Here is a 19,165-nt window from a genome sequence, read left to right on the forward strand (position 1 = left end):
GCTTTAAATAGATGGTTTTTGCAACCAAAATAGACACAAGCAATTGTATGTTTTTAATACTGATGTAGCATGGTGGATATATATTAACTTTTTCTAATATGTTTATTGACAAAAATTGTGCAAACATCAATAATATTCCAAACTTTCAGTAATTACTGAAAGTTCATTATATTTAACATTGCCAATTATTGATTGCCTTGTTAATCCGTCACCCTCAAGGAGCCAAAAATGATAGATGAAACCTTTGTGGATCTATCGCGATTACAGTTTGCTGTTACCGCACTCTTCCATTTTTTATTCGTGCCTTTAACCATAGGTATGACCTGGATTTTAGTTATTATGGAATCGGTTTATGTGATGACCGGTCGCGAAATTTATCGTGATATGACTAAGTTTTGGGGAAAGTTGTTTGGTATTAACTTTGCTATTGGGGTGGCAACGGGCCTGACCATGGAATTTGAGTTTGGTACTAACTGGTCTTATTACTCGCATTACGTGGGTGACGTGTTTGGTGCGCCGCTCGCTATTGAAGGCTTAATGGCATTCTTTTTAGAATCAACCTTTGTGGGTATGTTCTTTTTAGGCTGGGATAGGCTAACTAAACGCCAACATTTGGGCGCTACATTTTTAATGGCGCTAGGTACCAATATGTCGGCGCTGTGGATTTTGATTGCTAACGGCTGGATGCAAAACCCAGTGGGGGCAGAGTTTAACTACCAGACTATGCGCATGGAAATGACTAACTTTGCTGAGCTTGTATTTAACCCTGTAGCACAAGTTAAGTTTATTCATACGGTATCGGCAGGTTACGTAGCCGCTTCTATGTTTGTGCTGGGTATTAGTAGTTGGTACATATTAAAAGGTCGCGATTTAGCCTTTGCTAAACGCTCTTTCTCGGTGGCATCGGGCTTTGGTTTAGCATCAATATTGTGTGTTATTTTATTAGGTGACGAATCAGGCTACGAAGTAGGTGAAGTTCAAAAAGTAAAATTAGCCACCATAGAAGCAGAGTGGCACACCGAAGAAGCCCCTGCTGCGTTTACCGCATTTGGTTTTCCAGACTCTGATGAGCAAGTAACCCATGCAGCAGTTAAGATTCCCTACGCATTGGGCATTATTGCTACTCGCTCTTTAGATGAGCAAGTGATTGGTATTTCTGATTTAGAGAAAAAACACGAAGTGCGTATTCGTAACGGCATGGAAGCGTACGAATATCTCGAAAAACTTAGAAATGGCGATGACAGCGAAGAAAACATCGCTAAATTTGATGCTCTTAAAGATGACTTAGGCTATGGCTTGTTGCTCAAGCGCTATACGCCTAACGTGGTAGATGCCACAGAGGAGCACATTCAAATGGCAGTAAAAGACTCCTTCCCTAAAGTGGGGCCTATGTTTTGGTCATTTAGGATTATGGTGGCCTGTGGTGTAGCCATGCTAGCAGTATTTGTATTGGCATTTTATTACAACGCCCATCGTATTATTGAGCAAAAACGTTGGTTGCTGTGGGCTGCAGTATTGAGTATTCCGCTACCATGGATTGCAATAGAATTTGGTTGGATCGTTGCCGAATATGGCCGTCAGCCTTGGGCAATATCTGAAATTTTACCGACCTTTTTAGCCACGTCGTCACTGACGGTAAATGATATTTTAATTAGCTTAACTGGATTCATTATTTTTTACACTGGCCTTGCCATTGTAGAAGGCTGGTTAATGCTGCGCTTTATTAAACAAGGCCCAAGCTCGTTGCATACCGGTAAGTATCACTTTGAGTTACCAAACAAAGCAGATAAAGACGCAGGAGAGCAATTATGATTTTTGATTATGAAACATTAAAAATGCTGTGGTGGTTGCTCATTGGCGTACTGCTAATAGGCTTTGCTATCACCGATGGCATGGATATGGGCGTAGCTATGCTGCTTCGCCTAGTGGGTAAAACAGACTCAGAGCGCCGCACGGTAATTAACACCATTGGCGCACACTGGGACGGTAACCAAGTATGGTTTATTACCGCAGGCGGCGCTTTATTTGCAGCGTGGCCTATGGTGTATGCCGCTGCATTTTCGGGCTTTTACTTTGCCATGATGCTGGTACTGTTTGCGCTATTTTTTAGACCTCTTGGCTTTGATTACCGTTCGAAAATAGACTCTAAACGCTGGCGTAATAACTGGGATTGGGGCCTATTTGCAGGCAGCGCTATACCCGCTTTAGTATTTGGTGTGGCATTTGGTAACCTATTTTTAGGGGTACCGTTTAACATTGATAACTTATTACGTGTAAGTTACCAAGGCTCGTTTTTTGGTTTACTCAATCCATTTGGCCTACTGGCTGGTTTAGTTAGTATAGCCATGTTAATTGCCCATGCGGGTATGTGGCTACAACTGCGCACAGCAGATGCGGTTGCACAGCGCTCAGCGCAATATGGGCGCTACGCCTTAGTGGTATTTATTGTATTGTTTGCAGCTGCGGGTTTTTGGGTGGCAAACATAGATGGCTACCAAATTGTGTCTATGCCTGATACGCAAAGCCACGCGGACCCGTTGGCAAAAGTCGTCAGCACAGCGCAAGGGGCATGGCTTAATAATTACAGCGAGCGCCCATGGACAATGACCTTTCCTATTTTAGGCTTTGTTATGGCACTCAGTGCACTACTTTTCTCAAAATTAAACAAGCCAGCGCTTGGGCTTATTTCAACCAGCATAATGTTAATTGGCGTTATTATGACGGCAGGTGTGTCGTTGTTTCCATTTATTATGCCATCTGTTAATAACCCTGATATTAGCTTAACTATTTGGGATGCCGTGTCGAGCCACAGAACGCTTAATATTATGTTTGTTGCTGTTGTTATATTTATTCCGTTAATACTGGCCTACACCACCTGGTGTTACGTAAAAATGTGGCGCAGAGTAACGGTAGACGAAATTGAAAATAACACGCACGGTAGCTACTAAGGAGACTAAATTATGTGGTATTTCGCTTGGATTTTAGGTGTACTTTTAGCCTGTACCTTAGGTGTTATAAATGTAATGTGGTACGAGTTTCATCAAAATAAAAACAGCATAGCTGATGATGAACAACCGATGCACGATTTACTAAACGAAGCTAACAACACAAAAGATGACGACTAACCCCCGACCAAATCGCGCGCAGCAGCAATCTCTGCGCGCTTTTTTAAAAAAGCAAAGTAAGCCTGCGGGTGCATGGTTAAAGTTAAGTATTGCGCTGGGCACATTTAACGCTATTTTAATGATTGCAGGCGCGTATTTACTGGCTCACACTATTCATAACGTTATGTTTGCAGGTGCAAGCCTTAGCCAAGTAACTCACTTACTTTGGCCGCTTGCGGGGATTATTTTACTCAGGGCTCTATTTTTAGCTATTAGCGAAAGGCTCAGTGCTTATGCGGCACTTAAAATAAAATCGGCTATGCGCCAAACCTTATTAACCAAATTGACGCAACTTGGCCCAAGTTATATTGAACAACACGGCCAAGGCGCTACACTCAACACCTTACACGATGGCGTTGAAGCACTGCACGATTACTACGCTAAATATTTACCTGGCGTTGCTTACAGCGCGCTTATTCCGCTAGCAATATTAGTGGTTATATTCCCTACCGATTATAAGGCTGGCTTAATCTTTTTATTAACCGCCCCGCTTATTCCATTTTTTATGATTTTAGTTGGTCATAAGGCTGAAGCACTTAATCAACAGCGATGGAAACAACTTGCCGTACTTGGTAATTACTTTTTTGACCGCGTACAGGGGTTAACACAACTTAAATTGTTTAACGCAACGCAAAAAGAGCTTAAACAAATAGCCAACATTTCTGATGACTTTAGGCACGCCACACTCAGTGTTTTAAAAATTGCCTTTTTATCATCATTCGCACTGGAATTTTTAGCCACTATTAGTGTGGCACTGGTGGCGGTAATTATTGGTTTTAGGCTGTTTTTTGGCACGCTTGATTTTGCAACTGGCTTTGTTGTTTTACTACTCGCTCCAGAGTTTTATTTACCCCTGCGCCAATTAGGCAGCCACTACCATGCCCGTTTGCAAGGTATTAGTGCCGCAGCCGATATGATCGCTATTTTAAATGCCCCACTTCCTGAACAATCACAGCAAAATGAAACAACGTTTGCGGCGCCTTTAAACTCAATAAGCATAAACAACTTAAACTTTACTTATCCCAATAGTCATGAAGGCATCAAAAATATAAACCTTACGTTACCCGGTAAAGGGTTAGTCGCTTTAGTGGGCGCAAGTGGCTCAGGTAAAAGTACTTTATTTGATTGTTTATTAGGGTTTCACCCACAGGTGATTGAGCAGATAAGTATTAATAATAAACCACTTGATGCGACAAGCATTAATACATTACAAAATTCAATCGCGTGGATACCCCAAACACCCACGCTATTTTATCAAAGCATTAGCGATAATATAAAAATAGCCAAACCAGATGCTACACAATTAGAAATTGAGCAAGCAGCGCGCCAAGCTGGCGCTTTAGATTTTATAAACACATTACCAAATGGCTTTAATACATTGATAGGTGAGCAAGGTGAAGGGCTTTCTGGCGGGCAAAAACAACGTATAGCCCTTGCTCGGGCGTTTTTAAAACAAGCCCCTATTTTAGTGCTTGATGAACCCACAGCCCACCTTGATAGCCAAACCGAACAGCTTATTCAGCAGGCTATAACACATTACGCTAAAAACCATTTAGTGTTGGTTATTGCTCATCGGCTAAATACGGTGAAAAACGCGAATAACATCCTTGTTATGCAAAATGGCGAAATAGCACAGCAAGGCACCTACAGCCAACTTGAGCAGCAACAAGGCGCATTTAAATCACTCCTTAATTTGCAAGCGCAAGGAGCAAACAATGACTAATTTTATTAGGCTATTAACGCTTTGCCGCCCGCATTATAAAGCCATGCTACTGGGTACTTTTTTAGCAACGCTAACGGTACTTGCAAACGTGGGCTTATTAGCCATATCGGGGTGGTTTTTAGCCTCAATGGCGGCAGCGGGTATTGCTGGCGTACACATGAACTACTTTACCCCTGCAGGAACCATTCGGTTTTTAGCGATTGTACGAACTGCATCACGCTATGGTGAGCGCCTAGTAACGCATAACGCGACATTTTTACTACTTAGTGAAATACGCGTTAATATGTTTGCCACGCTAAGCAAGCTAAATAATGTAGATTTAGCAATGAGTCGCAGCGCCGATTTAGTTAACCGCTTACAAAATGACGTAGATGCGCTTGATAAGTTTTACTTAAACATATTACTGCCAATGCTGGTGGCGCTCTTGAGTGTGCCAATTATCATGGTATTTATGGTGGCTTATAATGCCAACGTTGCGCTAATTTGTTTTATCGGCATTTTATTAATTGGTGTTGTTTTACCAGCTCTATTAAGTGCTAAATTAAATAAAAATAGTCATAAAGAAACACAGCTCAGTGCACAACTTAGATCAGAGCTTTCTGACACCCTAACAGGCCTTAGAGAACTGAGTATTTATCAAGCTCGTGCAGGGCAAATTTCAAAATGCAATGAACTCAACGAGCAGTATAACCAACAACTTTTTAGTCGTCATAAAGCACTAGCAAATAGCGACGGTTTAAGTTTGCTGGTGGTACAACTCGCTATGCTTGGCGCAATAGTCACTATTGTACCTTTGGTTTATAGCGGCGCTATGGTAAATGTTGAGCTGGCTATGCTAAGCCTATTTGTATTAGCAAGCTTTGAAAGTGTTTTACTGCTCCCTAACGCGTTTATAGAGCTGCCCAATGTACTCAAAGCTGCTGAGCGCCTATTTACACTTGAAGATAAAGTTACAGCCCAAGAAGCTAATAGCGCTAAGTTAATTGAGATACAGTTTGATAAAAACAATACAACTTTAGCGCTTAATAACATTGCCTATAAATACCAAGAGCACACCGCTTTAACTAATATCAGCTTTACCCTTAAAGCACAGCAAAAAGTAGCGATTGTAGGCAGAAGCGGCAGTGGTAAAAGCACATTGGTTAATTTACTCACCGGTTTATGGCCAGTGCAGCAAGGCAGCATTAGGCTAAGTGATGAAAATAACGCAGAAGATCTTCACGCACTAAGCAGCAACACCCGCGCAAACGTTATTAATATACTCGCGCAGCAGCACCATATTTTTGATGGCACACTTAGTGAAAATTTACGCTATGCAAAGCCAAGCGCCACAAAAGAAGAAATGCTTGAAGCCATTAGCCTTGCCCAGCTGGCGCCTTGGTTTAATGCGCTACAAGATGGTTTAAAAACACGTTTAGGCACAGGCGGAAGAAGCGTTTCTCAAGGCCAATCTAGGCGTATAGCCATTGCGCAAGCTTTATTACAAAACCCAGCCATTTTAGTCCTTGATGAGCCTACTGAAGGACTTGATAATCAATCTAAGCAAACGGTAATGAAAGCTATTATGCAGGTAATGAGTAACGCAAGTGTACTCACCATTACCCACGACCCAGCTCTTTTAGCGCAAATGGATAATATTATTTGGCTAGAAAATGGCAGCTTAATAGCACAAGGTACTCATAAAGCGCTTAGCGAAAAGTATACCGATTACGTTGCCTTAACTACTCGGTTTTAAAACGCTGATTGATACATCGATAACGCCGACTTTAGGGTCGGCAATTTTTTTAAACATACCTAGCGATAAATCAATAACCCGCCCTCTAACGTACGGACCTCTGTCGTTTATTCTTACGATTACCGATTTATTATTTGCCAAGTTTTTAACCTTCACTTTTGTACCAAAGGGTAAATCTAAATGCGCAGCTGTGGATGCGTTTTGGCTAAATGTTTCACCGTTTGCCGTTGTACGGCCATGGTATTTATTAGCGTAATAAGAGGCTTTACCTAACTGAGTACGCTCGCCATTGGCAGAGGTAACTATAGGTTGGCTGCTACACGCAGCTAAAATTGACAAAAAACTGAGGGTAAAAATTAACTTAGTAAAAGACATAACTGCGCTTTAATTATAAAAATTCGCGCAAAGGTTAACCTTACGTGGCTGAGTGTGTACTGAATTAAAGCGTGTTTCAGGCAATAAAAAACCACCGTCGATTACTCTAAGGTGGTTTTTTAAAAGCATAAAACGCTTATCTTACGATTCCGCGCTCAGAACTTTTCACAAAATCAATCATAGTTTGTACAGCAGGGTACTTAGCGGCATCTTCGCTGAGCGAGGCAATTGCTTCATCCACACTTAAGCTCTTACGATAAAACGCTTTATAAGCGCGGCGTACAGCCATAATTTCATCGCTTTCGAAGCCACGACGCTTCATACCTTCTTTATTGGTCGCTGCAGGGCCTGCAGGCATACCAATGGTGGTTACAAATGGTGGTACATCTTTATTAACACCTGAGTACATGCCAATAAAGGCATGATCACCAATTTTACAAAACTGATGCACACCTGAGTTACCACCTAAAATAACCCAATCGCCTACATGCACATGGCCTGCAACACTTGCATTGTTAGCAAATATAACGTTGTTACCAATTACAGCGTCGTGTGCAACGTGGGTATACGCCATAAATAAGTTGTTGCTACCAATTTTAGTAACACCTTGATCCTGAATAGTACCACGGTGAATCGTTGCGCACTCACGAATAACGTTATTGTCGCCTATGATAAGCGTGGTTGGTTCGTTGTTATATTTTTTGTCTTGGCAGGCTTCGCCCACTGACGCAAATTGAAAAATATGATTGCCTGAGCCAATTGTAGACGGCCCTTTAATAACAACGTGAGACTCAATAATACAGTCATCACCGATCACAACATCATTGCCAATATAGCTATATGGACCAACTGAGACATTGTTGCCTAGTTTAGCGCCAGGTTCGATTATTGCTGTAGAATGGATCACTATTAAAACTCTCTTCTCGCACACATAATTTCGGCACTACATACTACTTTGCCGTCGACTCTTGCTTCAGCGGCAAATTTCCATATATTGCGACGCTCTTTTAAAAACTCTACATGTAAATGCATAGTATCGCCTGGTACTACAGGCTGCTTAAAACGCGCATTATCTACTGCAGCAAATAAGTAAAGCTCATTATCGCCACGGTTTTCAACGGTTTTAAAACCAAGTAAACCAGTTGCTTGCGCCATTGCCTCTAATATTAGCACACCTGGGAAAATTGGCTGGTTTGGAAAGTGACCAGTAAAAATCGGCTCATTAACTGTTACGTTTTTAACCGCATGTAGTTTTTCACCTGGTGTAAAATCAATAACACGATCAACTAAAAGCATCGGGTAACGATGGGGTAATAAACTTAAAATTTCTTGAATATCAAGGCTATTTAATTCGTTTGCCAAAATAGCATCCTTATTTGTGTTCAACGTTTATGACTTAGCCAATGCTTCAAGCGCTTTAAGACGAGCTTTCATGTCTGAAAGATTACGCAAGTGAGCAATTGATTTACGCCATTCTTTATTAGTTGTATGGGGCATACCAGATGAGTAAATACCCGGCTCGGTGATCGATTTAGTCACCATACTCATGCCGGTAATTATAACACCATCACATACTGACATGTGACCATTAATTGCTGTCATCCCGCCAATTTGGCAGTTTTTGCCTATGGTGACACTGCCAGCCAGTACAGTACAACCTGCAATGGCAGTACCCGAGTTAACTTCAACGTTGTGTGCTATTTGACATTGGTTATCAATGATTACATTGCTATGTATAATCGTGTTATCAAGTGCGCCACGGTCAATTGTTGTGCTTGCGCCCACTTCAACCTTGTCACCAATAATCACAGAGCCTAGCTGCGGTATTTTAACCCACTGCCCGCGCTCGTTTGCATAGCCAAATCCGTCACTGCCAACCACTGTATTTGCTTGGAACAAACAATCAGCGCCAATTTCAACATCGTGATAAATAGTTACACTCGGCCAAAGCTTTGTGCCAGAACCTATTTTAACACGTTCGCCAATAAAACTGTTCGGACCAATTTGTGCATTATCACCAATAACAGCGCCGGCTTCTATCACTGCATTTGCACCAATGGCTGCGCTAGCACTTACCGTTGCACTTGGGTGAATAGTGGCACTGGCATGAATACCCTGCTGCGCCGATTGCGGGGTTGTATCCATAAATTGTGCAAGCTTTGCGTAACTTACATACGGATTGCCAACAATGATTTTTGCGCCATTAAAATACGGCGCATCGGCTTCGCTAAGAATAACTGCGCTGGCTTGCGTGGTTTCAAGCTGAGTGCGATATTTTGAGTTCGCTAAAAATGCAATATGCCCAGAACGGGCATTTGCAAGTGTAGCTATTTTTGTAATTTCTAAAGCGCCATCACCTTGAAGCTCGGCGCCTAGAAGTTCCGCAATATGCGAAAGCGTATAATTTTGCATAGAGTGATTATTTCTTACTAACTGCTGATACAACTTTGCTTGAAAGATCAGTTACTTCTTTAGGGTTAAAGTAAATAGTTGTGTCTTTAACTTTAACTTCATCGAAGTCGCCGTCTTTAGCAATTTCTTCAATTGTTTTAATGATTAAACCTTGAACTTTAGCAAGCTCTTGGTTTTGACGTGCTTTAATTTCTTGCTCTAAAGGACGGCCTTTTTCAGCAAGGTTTTTTTGCATGCCTTGGATTTTATCGCGTAATGCATCTTTTTGAGCTTGGCTCATAGTAGTGCTTTCACGCTTAAATTTTTCTGCTTCAAAGCGGATATCGCCTTGTAGTTTTTCCAGCTCTTGACGACGCTCAGCAAACTCAGTTTGTAAAGACTGCTCAATTTTAGCCATTTGAGGAATTTGCTTGTAGATCTCTTGCATATCAACAATGCCTACTTTGTGAGCGAAAGCACTTGCAGAGGTGCCCATCATCAATGTTGCTAACACGGCTACTGCTGTTGATTTAAATAATTTTTTCACAAAAAACTCCTTTAGAAAGTGTTACTAATATTAAAGCTGATGGTCTTTGTATCGTCATCTTCTTCTTTTTGCAATGGATACGCAAAACTAATCAGCATTGGACCCATTGGAGAGATCCATTGTAAAGATAAACCGGTCGATACCCTAAAGCGCATTGGATCAGAGTAATCGTCTAACTTAGCACGCTCATCTGGCGCTAAGTTTTGGAAACGGTCAACGTTAAATTCAGTATCCCATACGTTTGCAGCATCTACAAAGAAACTGGTACGTACAGAGCTGGTGTTTTCTTCATCTAAGAACGGCGTAGGTACAATTAGCTCCATACCTGCAACCGCTTTTGCATTACCACCAATACGCCCTTGCGGTACTAAAATATCAAACTCTTCTGAGCCACCAATACTACCGGTTGTCGTCCCATCAGCATTTGGAGTACCTGGAATTGATAAAGGAATACGCGATACAGCACGAGGTAATATTGTATTACGGTCAAAGCCACGTAGTTCCATTTCAGTTATACGGAAGTACTCTTGAAACGGCAGTGTTTGCTCATAGCCATTAGTCGACCCATAGCCATTACCGTAACCAAGCGCTGCACGTGTTGAGAACACCCAACGGTGGTCATTAGAAATAGGCCAATAAAAGCGAGAATCGTAGTTCAGTTTAAAGTACTGAAGATCTGAATTAGGCGTTGTGGCTGTTAAATTTAATGTTTGGCGCGAACCCGCTGTTGGGAATAAACCACGGTTAACGGTAATACGCGACCAACCAACGCTTAGCTCATATTTAGTAAAGTCAAAGCCAGCATCTGGGTTTTCTTCATCTAAGAAGGTTTCGCGAAGTACACGTGTTTGCTCGTATTCAGCAATTTCTGATAGTTCTTCTTGAATCCAACGTACACCAAAGTTAACACGGTTCACCGCATCAATTGGGAAGCCAATGTTGGTACCAATACCATAACTTGTTGACTTATAATCTACTAAGCTAAATTTACTGGCATCGTAGTTGTTGTAGAAAACACTGCTGCCTTGCGATACGCCATCTGGCGTAAAGTAAGGGTCGGTATACGACAAGCTAATGCTTTCTGAACCTGTCGAGGTATTTAGGTTTAAGCCAATTTGGTTACCCGTACCTAAAAAGTTAGATTCGGTGACACCAATATTAAACTGTAAACCTGCATATGAACCATACGCTAAGCCCGCATTAAAGCTACCTGCCGATTGCTCTTTTACCGTAAAGTCTACATCAACTTGGTCATCCACACCTGGGACTGGCACTACGTTAAAATCAACAGTTTCCATGTACGGTAAACGTTGGATTTGCAGTTTTGAGCGCTCAAGGTTTTGATTAGATAACCATGCACCTTCAAGTTGTGTCATTTCGCGGCGAACTACTTCATCAGCGGTATTTTGGTTACCACCCACAATAATACGGCGAACGTATACACGTTTACCCGGATTTACCGACAGCGTAAGTTGCACTTCTTGTTTTTCATCGTCAATTTCTGGAATTGTACGAACTTCGGCATTGGCATAACCAAAGCGCGCTAAATAGCTTTTTATAAATTCTTCAGATGAAGTGACTACAGAGCCGTTATACAGCTCACCAGCGCGAAGTGGAATAACGCTTTTGATTAGCTCTTCTCGGCCAAGTAAATCACCAATAAAGTCAAAACCTTTAACCGTATATTTAACACCTTCAGTTAAGTTAGCTGTTACATACACTGACTCTCGCTCTGGGCTTACTGATACTTGCGTTGAATCAATATTAAAACGTAAGTAACCACGGTCCAGATAAAAACTACGGATTTTTTCTAAATCGCCTTCAATGGTTTGTTTTTGGTAACGGTCGCTACCCATAAACTGCCACCATGGTAAATCTTGTTGCGATTCAGCAAGCTTTAAAAGTTCTTCGTTAGAGAATAATTCGTTACCCACTAAGTTGATTTGACGAATAGAGGCGGCTTCGCCTTCGTCAAATTCTAGCTTAAGCTTTACACGGTTACGTGGCAGCTTAGTTACGCTAATATCAACGGTGGCGTTGTATTTACCAATACTGTGGAAAAACTCAACTAAGCCCTTTTCGATATTATCGATAACAGTTTTATCAAGTGGTTCACCTTGGCGAATATCTTGCTGATCGAGTGATTCGTTAAGCTGCTCATCTTTTATATCTTTATTGCCTTCAAACTCAATAAAGCTAATAGTAGGACGCTCAGTAACTTTGAAAATAACGTTATTACCATCGCGTAACGCTTTGATGTTGTCAAAGTGACCTGAACGATAAAGTGACTTTATTGTTTTTGAAATCGTATAGTCATCAACGTTATCGCCCACATTGATAGGAACATGCGTAAGTGCTGCACCAAGTGCTACACGTTGCAAGCCTTCAATTTTTAAATCTTCAACAATAAAGGAGTTTTGGCCTAGGGCTGCAAAGCTTGCACCCAATAAACTTGAAACTGCCAAATGTTTTTTTATAGCCATTTTATTATCTTTATCCTTTACAACTGTATTACCGCTTAACATCAAAACTAATAATTAGTGATGCTTACAATCGTGTTCTAATTAGTAATTGTCACGCTGTAACTACAAACGCGATACATCATTGAACAAAGCGAAACATGTTAAAAATATGAGCAGCAAGGCGCCCACTTTAAAACCAAATTCTTGTGTCTTTTCAGAGACCGGCTTTTTACGGAAAAGTTCAATTATGTAATACATTAAGTGTCCGCCATCAAGCACTGGCAGAGGCAATAAATTAAATACACCCAAGTTAACGCTTATTAGCGCTAAAAAGCTTAAAAAGGCAACTAGTCCGTAGCTTACGCTAGTTCCTGCCCCAACTGCAATGCCCACAGGACCACTTAAATTTTTAACCGAAACCTGACCTGTAATTAAATTACCAATCATGTCAAAGCTAAGCGTTATAAGGCGCCAAGTCTCTTGAGTACCACGAGCAATACTATCAAGCGGACCAAAGCTTCGGGTCTCAACATAGCCCTCAGGCCAAGGCTGAACAACCGGCGCAACGCCTAAAAACCCTTGCTCAACACCTTGTTCATTAATACGCGATTTAGGCGTTACTATTACGCTATTTATACTATCTTGTCTTTTTACACTAAATTGTAAAGATTTGTTAGCCGATTGCGTAATAAGATTAACTAATTGCTGCCAATCGCTTATTGTTTCACCATTTACGGCGATAATCGTATCGTTAACTTGTAAATTTGCCACTTCGGCAGCAGAGTTTTTAGTAATAGCCGCAATCGTTAATGTGGCTTGGGGTCTAAAGGGGACAATACCTAACGAACTCAGTGGTGGCACATCTTGTTTATCAAGCTTCCAACCTTCGACGTTGAGTATTTTTGTTTGCTCTTGGTAGTTCTGATTACGCACAACAACGGGCACGCTTTGTTCACCTAAGCTCGACATAAGTGCAAACGTTGCATCTTGCCAAGTAGTAATATCATCACCGCCAATTTTAATAATTTGCTCTGAGGGCATAATGCCCGCCTGCTCTGCACGGCTTCCCTCGGTAATGCTACCTACCACAGGTTTTACCGACTGTACGCCCACCATATACATAGTAGCAAGCGCTACAATGGCGAATAAAAAGTTTGCCAACGGCCCGGCGGCAACAATCGCTATACGCGCCTGAACAGATTTAGCGTTAAATGATAAATGACGCTCACTTTGAGGTACTTCATCAACACGCTCATCAAGCATTTTAACGTAGCCACCCAGTGGGATAGCAGCTATTACATATTCTGTATTATACTTATCGTGCCATTTTATAAGTGGTTTACCGAAGCCAATTGAAAAGCGCAGTACTTTAACGCCCATCTTACGGGCAACCCAGAAGTGTCCATATTCATGAATAGCAACTAAAATACCTAACGCTAAAATAAACGAGCCAAGGTTCCAAAAAAAATCTAACATATTAATGAATCACTTTTGTTACTAGCTGCGCCGCACGTTCACGGGCTAATTTGTCACACTCTAAAATATCTTCCAAACTTTGTACGTTCGTAAATGTCGCATCGTCGAGTGTTTGTGCATTAATTTTATAAATGTCAGTAAAGCCAATTTGACCTTTTAAAAATGCCGCAACAGCAATTTCGTTTGCCGCGTTAACGGTGGTAGTTGCACCTTGCCCGGCACTGCACGCGTTAATAGCGAGTTGTAAATTTGGATAACGGTCGAAGTCGGGCTTAGTAAACGAAAAATCACAAAGATCCGAGAAGTTTAGTGGCTTAACGCCAGCATCTATCCGCTCAGGATAAGCAAGCGCATGCGCTATAGGCGTGCGCATATCAGGGTTACCCATTTGCGCTAAAATAGAGCCATCATGGTATTGCACCATAGAATGAATAATACTTTGCGGGTGGATCACCACATCAATATCGCGGGTGTCACAATTAAACAGCCATTTAGCTTCAATAAATTCAAGCCCTTTGTTCATCATGGTGGCTGAATCTACCGATATTTTTTGCCCCATAGACCAATTTGGATGCGCGACGGCTTCACTTACTGTTACCGCTTTTAAGGTGTTTATATCGCGCGTTAAAAATGGACCACCGGAGCCGGTAAGTAAAAGTTTGCTTACGCCATTTTTTTGTAAATTTTGATCAGCATTTGCGTTTTGAAGTGAGTGAGGTAAGCACTGAAAAATAGCGTTGTGCTCGCTATCAATGGGTAACAATGTGGCTTTGTGCTGTTTTACCTTATCAATAAACAATTGCCCTGACATAACCAACGATTCTTTGTTGGCCAGGAGTACTTTTTTACCGGCCTCAACAGCACTAAGTGTAGGCAGTAAACCGGCAGCGCCCACAATAGCCGACATAACGGTATCTACATCAGGGTGGGCGCATAAATCGCTCATAGCCTGCTGTGAATGCATTACTAAGGTTTGGCATGGCGTATTATTTAAATAAGACGATAGTTGCTCTGCAGCGCTTTGTGTAGCCATAACTGCATATAACGGCTCATGCTCAATACACAGTTCAGCCATTTTTTTTGCATTGTTGCCTGCTGTTAAAGCAAATACGTTAAATAACGTTTTATTTCTTGCGACTACGTCTAATGTACTTAAACCGATTGAACCTGTGGCGCCTAAAATAACAAGTTGTTGCTGTTGGCTCATAAACTCAAGGTCCATGCATAACACATTACAAACATAGGTGCTGCAGCAGTTAAGCTGTCGATTCTGTCTAAAATACCGCCGTGCCCAGGTAAACAGCGGCCGCTGTCTTTTAGGCCTGCTTCACGTTTAAACATACTTTCGAGCAAGTCACCAACAGCCGAAAATAAAGCAATAAATGCGGTCATTAAGGCATAAATAGGCCATACAGCAAAATCAACACCGGTAAAGTGGCAAAATGCTAAAACAAATATAATTGATGCAACCACACCGCCAGCTAGACCTTCGATGGTTTTGTTTGGGCTTACCTTTGGCATTAATTTGTGCTTACCAAAACTTTTACCTGTAAAGTAAGCCCCTACATCGGCACTCCACACAATACCCAGTACAACTAAAATCAGTACCGAGCCAAAATGCGTTGATTCAGCGTATTGGGCGCTGCGTAAGGTGTTAAGTGCTAGCCACAGAGGAACCAAGGTAAGCAACCCTGCAATACCACGCATTACTAAGCCTTCGTTCCATGCTTTAGCCATAGCTGGGTAGCGCCAAATTAAATAACTGGCCACAATCCACCATGCAAACGAGAGCGTAAACAGGTAATTAGCATCACCAACCAACTGGCCGTTTTGCCACAAAGACTCTATTGGCCAATGTAAATTTAATAGCGCCAATAAGGCGGCGATTAACACAACAAATGCGCCGCGCTTTAATTTTCCACACAGACCCATAAATGCAGACCACTCCCACGCGCCAAGTAAAACAATAATACCGGCGAAATAACTAAATAAAGTTAGTGGAGTATAAAAAACCAAGGCTAGCGCTAACGGCGCTAATACAACCGAGGTTAAAATTCGTTGTTTTAACAAAATTGTGACCCTTATTCTATTTTAGGTTTGAGCGAGTAATTGTTTTATTTGTTCGCCCGTACAACCAAAACGTCTTTCTCTGGCAACGTAGCACGCAATGGCCTCTGCAAATGCGGCTTCGTTAAAATCAGGCCAAAGAGTGTCGGTAAAGTAAAGTTCCGCGTATGCAGCTTGCCATAGTAAAAAGTTACTAATACGAACATCACCACCCGTGCGAATTAATAAATCCGGCTCGGCTTGGTCTGCCATGCTCATATGCTGTGCTATGCGCTCTTCTGTAACATCCTCAGCCTTGAGTTGTCCGTTTTCAACTTGTAATGCAAGTTGCTTTGCTGCATTTACCATATCCCATCTACCGCCATAATTAGCGGCTACATTTAAATGCAAACCGGTGTTATCTGCTGTTAGCTCATGCGCAGCGTTTACTTTGCTACGTAAACTTTCAGAGAATCGTGATAAATCTCCAATAATGGTCAGTTTTACATTATTTTTATGAAGCTTTTTGACTTCCTTTGTTAAAACAAACAAAAAAAGCTCCATTAACGTGTTTACTTCGTCTTCGGGGCGGCGCCAGTTTTCACTACTAAAAGCAAATAAGGTTAACGATTGTATCCCTAATTTAGTACAAAACTGAACAGATTGACGAACTGCGTCCACGCCTTTTTTATGCCCGAACACACGAGGTCTATTTCTAGCTTGTGCCCAACGCCCGTTACCATCCATGATGATGGCAACATGTTTAGGTAAGCATTGCTGTGAAATTGTGTCAGCGTCTAGAACCATAAATATTGAGTATTCCATAAAAAAACGCCGCCTAGTATACCCTAGACGGCGTTTCAAAACTAATATATTTCATAACCTACATTGAGGTTATTTAGCTGCTTAGATTTCCATCAACTCAGCTTCTTTAGCAGTTAACTGCGTATCCATTTCTTTAATGAATTTATCTGTAAGCTTTTGAATTGTATCTTCTGCTTGACGCGCTTCATCTTCAGAAATTTCTTTATCTTTTAATAACGATTTAATATCGCCGTTAGCATCACGACGAATATTACGCACAGCAACACGGCCGCTTTCTACTTCGCCACGTACAATTTTAATTAAATCTTTACGACGCTCTTCTGTAAGCGGAGGAAGTGGTACGCGAATTACTGTACCTGCAGACATTGGGTTTAAACCTAAGTCAGACGCCATAATTGCTTTTTCTACAGCTTGCGCTAAAGACTTATCGAATACGCCAATAGCCAGAGTACGAGAGTCTTCGATTGTTACATTAGCCACTTGGTTAAGCGGTGTATCAGCACCGTAGTACGATACCATGATACCGTCTAATATTGCCGGATGAGCACGGCCCGTACGGATTTTTGATAATTGACTACCTAGTGCTGCTACACTTTTTTGCATGCGCTCTTGCGCATCTTTTTGAATATCGTTAATCACGGTTTAATCCTAATTATTTGATTACTTCATCTGAGGCTTGTGAAGAGATAAGCGTGCCTTCTTCTTCACCCATAATTACGCGTTTTAACGCGCCTGATTTATTCATGTTAAATACGCTCAATGGCATATTATGATCGCGAGCGAGTGTAAACGCCGCTAAATCCATTACTTTTAGTTCTTTATCAATAATTTCATTGTAGCTTAAATGACGATAAAGCGTGGCATCTGGGTTTTTAACCGGATCATCACTGAATACGCCATCAACCTTAGTGGCTTTAATTACCGTGTCGGCTTCAATTTCAATACCGCGTAAACACGCAGCAGAGTCAGTGGTAAAGAACGGGTTACCTGTGCCTGCTGAAAAAATAACAACGCGGCCAGATTTCAATAAGCTAATTGCTTCGGCCCAGTTATATGCGTCACACACGCCGTTTAGTGGAATTGCCGACATTAAACGACAATTAACAAATGCACGGTGTAGCGCATCACGCATTGCAAGGCCATTCATTACCGTTGCAAGCATACCCATGTGATCGCCCACTACGCGGTTCATGCCAGCCTCAGCTAGCGAGCCACCACGTAAAAAGTTACCACCGCCGATAACCAAACCCACTTCTACGTCAAGCTCTACCAGCTCTTTAATCTCTTGAGCCATACGATCTAATACTTTAGGGTCGATGCCGAAGCCTTCGTCTCCCATTAAAGCTTCACCACTTAATTTAAGAAGAACACGTCTAAAAATAGGTTTACGATTGATAGTCATAGTATTGGGGCCAACTTTTTATTGAATTATGGGTAAAAAATAACCGCGCTTATGATAAACATAAAAGCGCGGTTATTTTAAAGAATTTCTAAGCGTGACGCAAAAGCAAATAGTACTTTAATGGCATCTAATTTCCTTATACATCACAAATAGTTAATCTTACTCGCCTTTAGCAGCTGCAATTTGAGCAGCAACTTCAGCAGCAAAATCTTCTTCTTTCTTCTCGATACCTTCACCAACTTCTACACGTGCGAAGCTAGTAACTGTTGCGTTTTTCTCTTTAAGAATTTCGCCAACAGATTTCTTAGGCTCCATGATGAAAGCTTGACCAGTAAGAGAAACCTCACCAGTAAATTTCTTCATGCGGCCAACAACCATTTTTTCAGCGATTTCAGCAGGCTTACCTTCGTTCATCGCGATGTCGATTTGTACTTGCTTTTCTTTTTCAACAACGTCAGCAGGTACATCTTCAGGCGTTAAGTACTCTGGGTTTGACGCAGCAACGTGCATTGCAATGTGCTTAAGAGTCTCTTCATCAGCAACACCTGCAACAACAACACCGATACGCTCACCGTGACGGTATTCAACAAGTGTTTCACCCGTGATGTACTGAAGGCGACGTACGTTAATGTTTTCGCCAATCTTAGTTACTAGCTCAACACGGTCTTCTTCAAACTTAGCTTGTAAGTCTTCGATAGTGATTGTTTCAGCGATAGCAGCGTCAGCAACTTTGTTAGCAAATGCTAAGAAGCTTTCGTCTTTTGCTACGAAGTCAGTTTGACAGTTAACTTCTACAAGTACTGCAACACCATCGTTTTTCTTGATGATGATAGTACCTTCAGCAGCAATGTTACCTGCTTTTTTAGCAGCCTTTGCAGCACCGCTCTTACGCATGTTTTCAATCGCTAACTCGATGTCGCCATCAGTTTCAGTTAACGCTTTTTTACAATCCATCATGCCAGCGCCAGTACGCTCGCGTAATTCTTTAACTAGGGCAGTAGTTACAGCCATTAGTAAAT

The 19,165-nt window shown here is 41.6% G+C and carries 18 protein-coding genes; 5 read left to right on the forward strand and 13 right to left on the reverse strand.

Annotated elements, in window-relative coordinates:
• Positions 1 to 228: 228 nt before the first annotated feature.
• Genes AN391_RS15000 through cydC form a run of 5 tightly spaced genes read left to right on the forward strand, consistent with a single transcriptional unit; the run spans position 229 to position 6,622 of the window.
• A complete protein-coding gene (locus tag AN391_RS15000) occupies positions 229 to 1,812 on the forward strand; it encodes a cytochrome ubiquinol oxidase subunit I (protein ID WP_055016154.1) in 1,584 nt (527 codons plus the stop codon).
• Entirely contained in the window at positions 1,809 to 2,948 is a 1,140-nt protein-coding gene (cydB, locus tag AN391_RS15005) for a cytochrome d ubiquinol oxidase subunit II (protein WP_055016155.1), read from the forward strand. Before AN391_RS15000 ends, cydB begins: the two co-directional genes overlap by 4 nt.
• Positions 2,949 to 2,960: 12 nt before the next feature.
• Entirely contained in the window at positions 2,961 to 3,125 is a 165-nt protein-coding gene (gene cydX / locus AN391_RS15010) for a cytochrome bd-I oxidase subunit CydX (RefSeq protein WP_004586934.1), read from the forward strand.
• The gene (cydD, locus tag AN391_RS15015) at positions 3,115 to 4,887 is read left to right on the forward strand and encodes a thiol reductant ABC exporter subunit CydD (protein ID WP_055016156.1); all 1,773 of its coding nucleotides are present in this window, start codon (positions 3,115 to 3,117) and stop codon (positions 4,885 to 4,887) included. Before cydX ends, cydD begins: the two co-directional genes overlap by 11 nt.
• Positions 4,880 to 6,622 carry a thiol reductant ABC exporter subunit CydC gene (gene cydC / locus AN391_RS15020; RefSeq protein WP_055016157.1) on the forward strand — a complete coding sequence of 581 codons (1,743 nt, stop codon included), beginning with the start codon at positions 4,880 to 4,882 and terminating at the stop codon, positions 6,620 to 6,622. The genes cydD and cydC overlap by 8 nt, the downstream gene beginning before the upstream one ends.
• On the opposite strand, the gene AN391_RS15025 is transcribed toward cydC, so the two are convergent.
• The 13 genes from AN391_RS15025 to tsf all read right to left on the reverse strand — a co-directional run bounded on the left by AN391_RS15025 (position 6,605) and on the right by tsf (position 19,157).
• Positions 6,605 to 6,997 (reverse strand): septal ring lytic transglycosylase RlpA family protein, encoded by a 393-nt coding sequence (locus AN391_RS15025; protein WP_055016158.1) that lies wholly within the window; start codon positions 6,995 to 6,997, stop codon positions 6,605 to 6,607. The genes cydC and AN391_RS15025 overlap by 18 nt on opposite strands.
• A 136-nt stretch (positions 6,998 to 7,133) precedes the next feature.
• Complete coding sequence (gene lpxA / locus AN391_RS15030; protein WP_055016159.1) at positions 7,134 to 7,904, reverse strand: acyl-ACP--UDP-N-acetylglucosamine O-acyltransferase; 771 nt, start codon at positions 7,902 to 7,904, stop codon at positions 7,134 to 7,136.
• A 2-nt stretch (positions 7,905 to 7,906) separates the two neighbouring features.
• Complete coding sequence (gene fabZ / locus AN391_RS15035; RefSeq protein WP_055016160.1) at positions 7,907 to 8,359, reverse strand: 3-hydroxyacyl-ACP dehydratase FabZ; 453 nt, start codon at positions 8,357 to 8,359, stop codon at positions 7,907 to 7,909.
• 27 nt (positions 8,360 to 8,386) lie between these two features.
• Positions 8,387 to 9,409 carry a UDP-3-O-(3-hydroxymyristoyl)glucosamine N-acyltransferase gene (gene lpxD / locus AN391_RS15040; RefSeq protein WP_055016161.1) on the reverse strand — a complete coding sequence of 341 codons (1,023 nt, stop codon included), beginning with the start codon at positions 9,407 to 9,409 and terminating at the stop codon, positions 8,387 to 8,389.
• A 7-nt stretch (positions 9,410 to 9,416) separates the two neighbouring features.
• On the reverse strand, positions 9,417 to 9,935 hold the full coding sequence (locus AN391_RS15045; protein ID WP_055016162.1) for an OmpH family outer membrane protein: 519 nt from the start codon (positions 9,933 to 9,935) through the stop codon (positions 9,417 to 9,419).
• 11 nt (positions 9,936 to 9,946) lie between these two features.
• Entirely contained in the window at positions 9,947 to 12,418 is a 2,472-nt protein-coding gene (bamA, locus tag AN391_RS15050; protein ID WP_055016177.1) for an outer membrane protein assembly factor BamA, read from the reverse strand.
• A 102-nt stretch (positions 12,419 to 12,520) separates the two neighbouring features.
• Positions 12,521 to 13,873 carry a sigma E protease regulator RseP gene (gene rseP, locus AN391_RS15055; RefSeq protein ID WP_055016163.1) on the reverse strand — a complete coding sequence of 451 codons (1,353 nt, stop codon included), beginning with the start codon at positions 13,871 to 13,873 and terminating at the stop codon, positions 12,521 to 12,523.
• A 1-nt stretch (position 13,874) separates the two neighbouring features.
• Entirely contained in the window at positions 13,875 to 15,080 is a 1,206-nt protein-coding gene (ispC, locus tag AN391_RS15060) for a 1-deoxy-D-xylulose-5-phosphate reductoisomerase (RefSeq protein ID WP_055016164.1), read from the reverse strand.
• Entirely contained in the window at positions 15,077 to 15,943 is an 867-nt protein-coding gene (locus tag AN391_RS15065; protein ID WP_055016165.1) for a phosphatidate cytidylyltransferase, read from the reverse strand. Before AN391_RS15065 ends, ispC begins: the two co-directional genes overlap by 4 nt.
• A 21-nt stretch (positions 15,944 to 15,964) precedes the next feature.
• Positions 15,965 to 16,744, reverse strand: a complete 780-nt coding sequence (locus AN391_RS15070; protein ID WP_055016166.1) for an isoprenyl transferase — start codon at positions 16,742 to 16,744, stop codon at positions 15,965 to 15,967.
• Between the two features lie 81 nt (positions 16,745 to 16,825).
• On the reverse strand, positions 16,826 to 17,383 hold the full coding sequence (frr, locus tag AN391_RS15075) for a ribosome recycling factor (RefSeq protein WP_055016167.1): 558 nt from the start codon (positions 17,381 to 17,383) through the stop codon (positions 16,826 to 16,828).
• Between the two features lie 13 nt (positions 17,384 to 17,396).
• A complete protein-coding gene (gene pyrH / locus AN391_RS15080) occupies positions 17,397 to 18,146 on the reverse strand; it encodes a UMP kinase (RefSeq protein WP_055016168.1) in 750 nt (249 codons plus the stop codon).
• Between the two features lie 159 nt (positions 18,147 to 18,305).
• Positions 18,306 to 19,157, reverse strand: a complete 852-nt coding sequence (gene tsf / locus AN391_RS15085; RefSeq protein ID WP_055016169.1) for a translation elongation factor Ts — start codon at positions 19,155 to 19,157, stop codon at positions 18,306 to 18,308.
• Between the last annotated feature and the right edge of the window lie 8 nt (positions 19,158 to 19,165).

Origin of the sequence: Pseudoalteromonas sp. P1-13-1a (genome assembly GCF_001401875.1) — a bacterium.
Classification (GTDB): Bacteria; Pseudomonadota; Gammaproteobacteria; order Enterobacterales; family Alteromonadaceae; genus Pseudoalteromonas.

Bases quoted from the DNA above. Each gene is read 5' to 3' on its own strand.
- AN391_RS15000 (WP_055016154.1), top strand. From the start codon at position 229: ATGATAGATGAAACCTTTGTGGATCTATCGCGATTACAGTTTGCTGTT.
- cydB (WP_055016155.1), top strand. From the start codon at position 1,809: ATGATTTTTGATTATGAAACATTAAAAATGCTGTGGTGGTTGCTCATT.
- cydX (WP_004586934.1), top strand. From the start codon at position 2,961: ATGTGGTATTTCGCTTGGATTTTAGGTGTACTTTTAGCCTGTACCTTA.
- cydD (WP_055016156.1), top strand. From the start codon at position 3,115: ATGACGACTAACCCCCGACCAAATCGCGCGCAGCAGCAATCTCTGCGC.
- cydC (WP_055016157.1), top strand. From the start codon at position 4,880: ATGACTAATTTTATTAGGCTATTAACGCTTTGCCGCCCGCATTATAAA.
- AN391_RS15025 (WP_055016158.1), bottom strand. From the start codon at position 6,997: ATGTCTTTTACTAAGTTAATTTTTACCCTCAGTTTTTTGTCAATTTTA.
- lpxD (WP_055016161.1), bottom strand. From the start codon at position 9,409: ATGCAAAATTATACGCTTTCGCATATTGCGGAACTTCTAGGCGCCGAG.
- bamA (WP_055016177.1), bottom strand. From the start codon at position 12,418: ATGGCTATAAAAAAACATTTGGCAGTTTCAAGTTTATTGGGTGCAAGC.
- rseP (WP_055016163.1), bottom strand. From the start codon at position 13,873: ATGTTAGATTTTTTTTGGAACCTTGGCTCGTTTATTTTAGCGTTAGGT.
- ispC (WP_055016164.1), bottom strand. From the start codon at position 15,080: ATGAGCCAACAGCAACAACTTGTTATTTTAGGCGCCACAGGTTCAATC.
- AN391_RS15070 (WP_055016166.1), bottom strand. From the start codon at position 16,744: ATGGAATACTCAATATTTATGGTTCTAGACGCTGACACAATTTCACAG.
- pyrH (WP_055016168.1), bottom strand. From the start codon at position 18,146: ATGACTATCAATCGTAAACCTATTTTTAGACGTGTTCTTCTTAAATTA.
- tsf (WP_055016169.1), bottom strand. From the start codon at position 19,157: ATGGCTGTAACTACTGCCCTAGTTAAAGAATTACGCGAGCGTACTGGC.